Raw genomic sequence first — 4,539 nt, forward strand, 5'->3', positions numbered from 1 at the left:
GTTCACCGGTGCGACGGGTGAACCATCCGCGGACGGGCGCCGTAGGTCCCGTCAGTGGCACGGGAGCCGCCGAGTGCGGCTGCCGAGGCCCCCCATTCACGCCGGCTGGAGGACGTTCTCGTGTCGTTGATGTTGACCGTGGTCGAGGAGGGCGGTGACGCGTTCGACATCCACCTCGACGCCGACCCCGACACGCCCGTGCGCGCTGTCGCGGAGGCGCTGGCCGGGGCGGGAGGCGTCCACCTGCCCCCGGAGGGCCTCGGCCTGTACGCCGGCGACCGGCTGCTGCCCGCCGATATGCGGCTGCGGGACGCGCCGCTGCACCACGCGGCCATCGTGGGCCTGGGCCGCCCGACGGGCACCGTGTCGGCCGAACCGGACGGGCTGGTGGAGGTCCGTGCGGTCGGCGGGACCGGCGCGGGCGCCGTGCACCGGCTCGACATGGGCGAGTACCGGATCGGGCTGGCGCACGACGGGACCGCCCAGGTGCTGCGCGCCGTACCGGACCGTCCGTTCGCCGTCCTGGCGGTGGGCCCCCAAGGACGCTGCCGTATCACGCCCGACGCCTCCGCGCCGGGCGGCGGCACCCTGCAACTGGACCGCGAGGACCTCGCCGAGGCGACCGCCTGGCCGGCCGGCGCACAGCTCCTCGTCGGAGACAGCCTGCTCGAACTCGCCCTCCCGCAGAAGCCGGACGCGGCCGTGCAGCCGTCGGAGGACGGCACCGGCTGGGACTACAACCGGCCGCCGCGGCTGCGGCCGGCCGAGAACGCCACCCGCTTCACCCTGCCCTCCCCGCCCGCCCCGCCCGCCGCCCGGCCGCTCCCGTGGATCACCGCGGCGGCCCCGCTGGTGATGGCGGGGGCCGGGGCACTGATATTCGGTCGCATGTCGATGCTGCTGTTCGGGCTGCTCTCCCCGGTCGCGATCCTCGGCAACTATCTGATGAGCCGACGCAGCGGGCGCCAGACCCACTCCGACAGTGTCGCCGCCTACGAGGAGAAGAAGGCACGCATCGAGGGCGACGCGGCGAAGGCCCTGGCGGCCGAACGCACCGCCCGGCGCCGCGGATTCCCGGACCCGGCCGAGGTCGTCCTGACCGCCGTCGGCCCCCGGCGACGCCTGTGGGAACGCCGCACCTCCGACGCCGACTTCCTCGAACTGCGCATCGGAACCGCCGATCTGGCCTCCGACGTGGTGCTCCAGGACCCGACGAAGGACGAACACCGCCGCGAGGACCCGCGGACCGCGTACGACGTCCCGGTGACCGTTCCGCTGCGGGAGCACGACGTCCTGGGCATCGCCGGCGAGGGCCCGGCCGCGCGCGCCGTGGCGCGCTGGGCGGTCGCCCAGGCCGCCGTCCTGCACAGCCCCCGTGACCTCCAGATCCATCTGCTGACGACCGGCGAACGGGGCCGGGACGGCTGGTCCTGGCTGCGCTGGCTGCCGCATGTGCGCAAGAAGTCCGGCGACACCCCGGCCAGCATCGGCTACGGCACGGAGACCTGCGCCCGGCGGGTCGCCGAACTCACCGCGCTGATCGTCGAGCGCGCCGGACGGCAGGACCGGCGGAGCCGGCCCGCCGGGCCCGACGTGCTCGTCATCCTCGACGGAGCCCGCAGGCTGCGTTCGCTGCCCGGCGTGGCGCAGATCCTGCGCGACGGACCGGCCGTCGGCGTCCGCGCGGTCTGCCTGGACGCCGAGGAGCGGCTGCTGCCCGAGGAGTGCCACGCCGTCGTCGTCGAGGAGCCCGGCGGAACCGTACGGGTGGGACGCTCCGGGAGGGGCACCGTCGGGGGCATCCGGCCCGACGCGGTGTCCCTGGACTGGTGCCGTTCGCTGGCCCGCGCGATGGGCCCGCTGCGGGACCCGGGCGGGGCCGACGAGGATGCCGCGGTGCTTCCCGGCTCCGCGCGGCTGCTCGACGTCCTCGCCCTCGACCCGCCGCAGGCCGCCGGCATCCGGGCACGCTGGGCGGCCGGGGGCCGCTCGACCCGGGCGGCCGTCGGAGTCTCCCTGGACGGCCCGTTCTACCTGGACCTGCGGCGCGACGGCCCGCACGGGCTGGTCGCCGGCACCACCGGCTCCGGCAAGTCCGAACTCCTCCAGACGCTGGTCGCCTCGCTCGCGGTGGCGAACCGTCCGGACGCGATGACGTTCGTCCTGGTCGACTACAAGGGCGGCTCCGCGTTCAAGGACTGCGTCGACCTTCCGCACACCGTCGGCATGGTCACCGACCTCGACGCCCACCTCGTCGAGCGGGCCCTGGTGTCGCTGACGGCGGAACTCACCCGGCGCGAGCACATCCTCGCCGCGGCCGGCGCCAAGGACATCGAGGACTACGTCGAGTTGCTGGAGCGCAACCCGGCGGGCCGCGCCCCGATGCCCCGGCTGCTCATCGTCATCGACGAGTTCGCCTCGATGGTGCGCGACCTGCCGGACTTCGTGAAGGGTCTGGTCAACATCGCCCAGCGGGGCCGCAGCCTCGGCATCCACCTGATCCTGGCGACGCAGCGCCCCAGCGGCGTCGTCTCCTCGGAGATCCGCGCCAACACCAACCTGCGCATCGCGCTCCGGGTGACGGACGCCGGCGAGAGCCAGGACGTCCTCAACTCCGCCGAGGCCGCCGGGATCTCGCAGGGCACCCCCGGTCGTGCCTATGTGCGCCTGGGCCAGAACTCCCTCGTGCCGTTCCAGTCCGGACGGGTCGGCGGCCGTCGGCCCGGTGCCGCGGCGACCTCGCTGCCGGCACCCTGGGCGGTGACGGTCGGCTGGGAACGGCTCGGCGAGCCGCTCCCGGCGCGGCCCCGCGGCGCGGCCGTACCCGCCGAGGTGGAGACCGACCTCACCGGGCTCGTCACGGCGATCCGCGAAGCGGACCGGGAGATGGGCATCCCCGCGCAGCACAGCCCCTGGCTCCCGCCGCTGCCCGAGGTCCTGGTCACCGGCGAACTGCCGGCGCCCCCGCCCTCGGACTACGACCTCGCGCCCGTCGCGTACGGCGTGGTGGACCTGCCCGCACAACAGGCCCGGCTGCCCCTGGTGATCGACCCGGCGACGCTCGGGCACCTGCACATCATCGGCTCGCCCCGGCAGGGCAGGTCGCAGACACTGCGCACCATCGCCGGCACCCTGGCCTCCGCCCATTCCCCGGACCGGCTGCACATGTACGGCATCGACTGCGGCAACGGCGCGCTGCTGCCCATCGAGGGGCTGCCGCACTGCGGGGCCATCACCCAGCGCACCCAGCCCGACCGGGTGGCCCGGCTGCTCGCCCGGCTGTCCGGGGAGCTGACCCGGCGCCAGGAGATGCTCGCCGCCCGCGGCAGCGCCGACCTGCCGGAGCTCCGCCGCGCCCTGCCGGAAGCCGAACGGCCGCCGCACATCGTGCTGTTCATCGACCGGTGGGAGGTCTTCGACAAGCAGCTCGGCGAGTACGACTCCGGGAACCTGCTGAGCTCCGTGCTGACCCTGCTCCGGGACGGCGCGAGCGTCGGCATCCACCTGGTGATGACCGGTGACCGGGCGCTGTTCTCCAGCCGGGTCAACGGCTCCACCGAGGACAAGCTCGTGCTGAAGCTGAACGAGAAGTCCGAGTACGGGATGATCGGCATCACGCAGCGCAACGTGCCCGACGAGATCCCACCGGGCCGCGCGTTCCGTGCCGCCGACAAGGCGGAGGTGCAGATCGCGCTCCTCACGGACAACCCGGAAGGCCAGGCGCAGGCCATGGCGCTCCAGCAGATCGCCAAGTACTGCCGCGAGCGGGCGGCCCAGCTGCCGGACTCCACCCGGCCGTTCCGCGTCGACACCCTGCCGGACCGGCTCACCTGGGACGAGGCGATCCGGTACGTGCCGCAGCCGCTGCCGTCCGCACGGTGGGCCCTGTCCGGTGTCGGCGGCGACGAACTCACCGCGTCCGGGCCGGACTTCGCCATCACGTCGACCTTCCTCGTCGCCGGGCCCGCCCGCTCGGGCCGCAGCACCGTCCTGGCGACACTGGCACTGTCGCTGCTGTCGACCGGGACGCCGATCGTCGTAGGCGCGCCCGCCAGGTCGCAGCTGCGCCAACTCGCCGGACGGCCTGGGGTACTCGCGGTCTTCGACGAGTCCGACATCGACCCCACCGCACTGGAGGAGGCGTTGGCGTCCTCGCCGCAGGGGGCCGTGGTGATCCTGGACGACGCCGACCTGCTGCTGAAGACGAAGGCCGAGCCCGTCCTCACCCAGATCGCCAAGTCCGGTGCCGAGAACGGCCGGGGCCTGGTGATCTCCGGACAGACCGACCGGCTCTCCTCCGGCTTCTCCGGCTGGCACACCGAGGCCCGCCGCAACCGGTGCGGTCTGCTGCTGAAACCGCAGAACATGAGCGACGGCGAACTTATCGGCGTCAAGGTGCCCCGCAGCCGCCTGGGCGCGACCCGCCCGGGGCGGGCGATCCTGCACCTGGGCGACGGCGTGCTGCGCACCGTCCAGGTCCCGGAGACGGTGCTTCCGCCGGCCGGGAGCTGAGGGCCCAAGCCATGGCAGAGGGCTCCC

1 protein-coding gene is annotated in these 4,539 nt (G+C 74.2%); it reads left to right on the forward strand.

The window, feature by feature from the left end; genetic code table 11:
• Window positions 1-129 precede the first annotated feature (129 nt).
• Window positions 130-4,512: an FtsK/SpoIIIE domain-containing protein gene (locus ACFU8Q_RS39405; RefSeq protein WP_384464414.1), complete on the forward strand. Its 4,383-nt coding sequence runs from the start codon at window positions 130-132 to the stop codon at window positions 4,510-4,512.
• The last annotated feature ends 27 nt before the right edge of the window (window positions 4,513-4,539 follow it).

The organism is Streptomyces sp. NPDC057543 (assembly GCF_042801895.1).
In the GTDB taxonomy this organism is placed as follows: domain Bacteria; phylum Actinomycetota; class Actinomycetes; order Streptomycetales; family Streptomycetaceae; genus Streptomyces.

Bases quoted from the DNA above. Each gene is read 5' to 3' on its own strand.
- ACFU8Q_RS39405 (WP_384464414.1), top strand. From the start codon at position 130: ATGTTGACCGTGGTCGAGGAGGGCGGTGACGCGTTCGACATCCACCTC.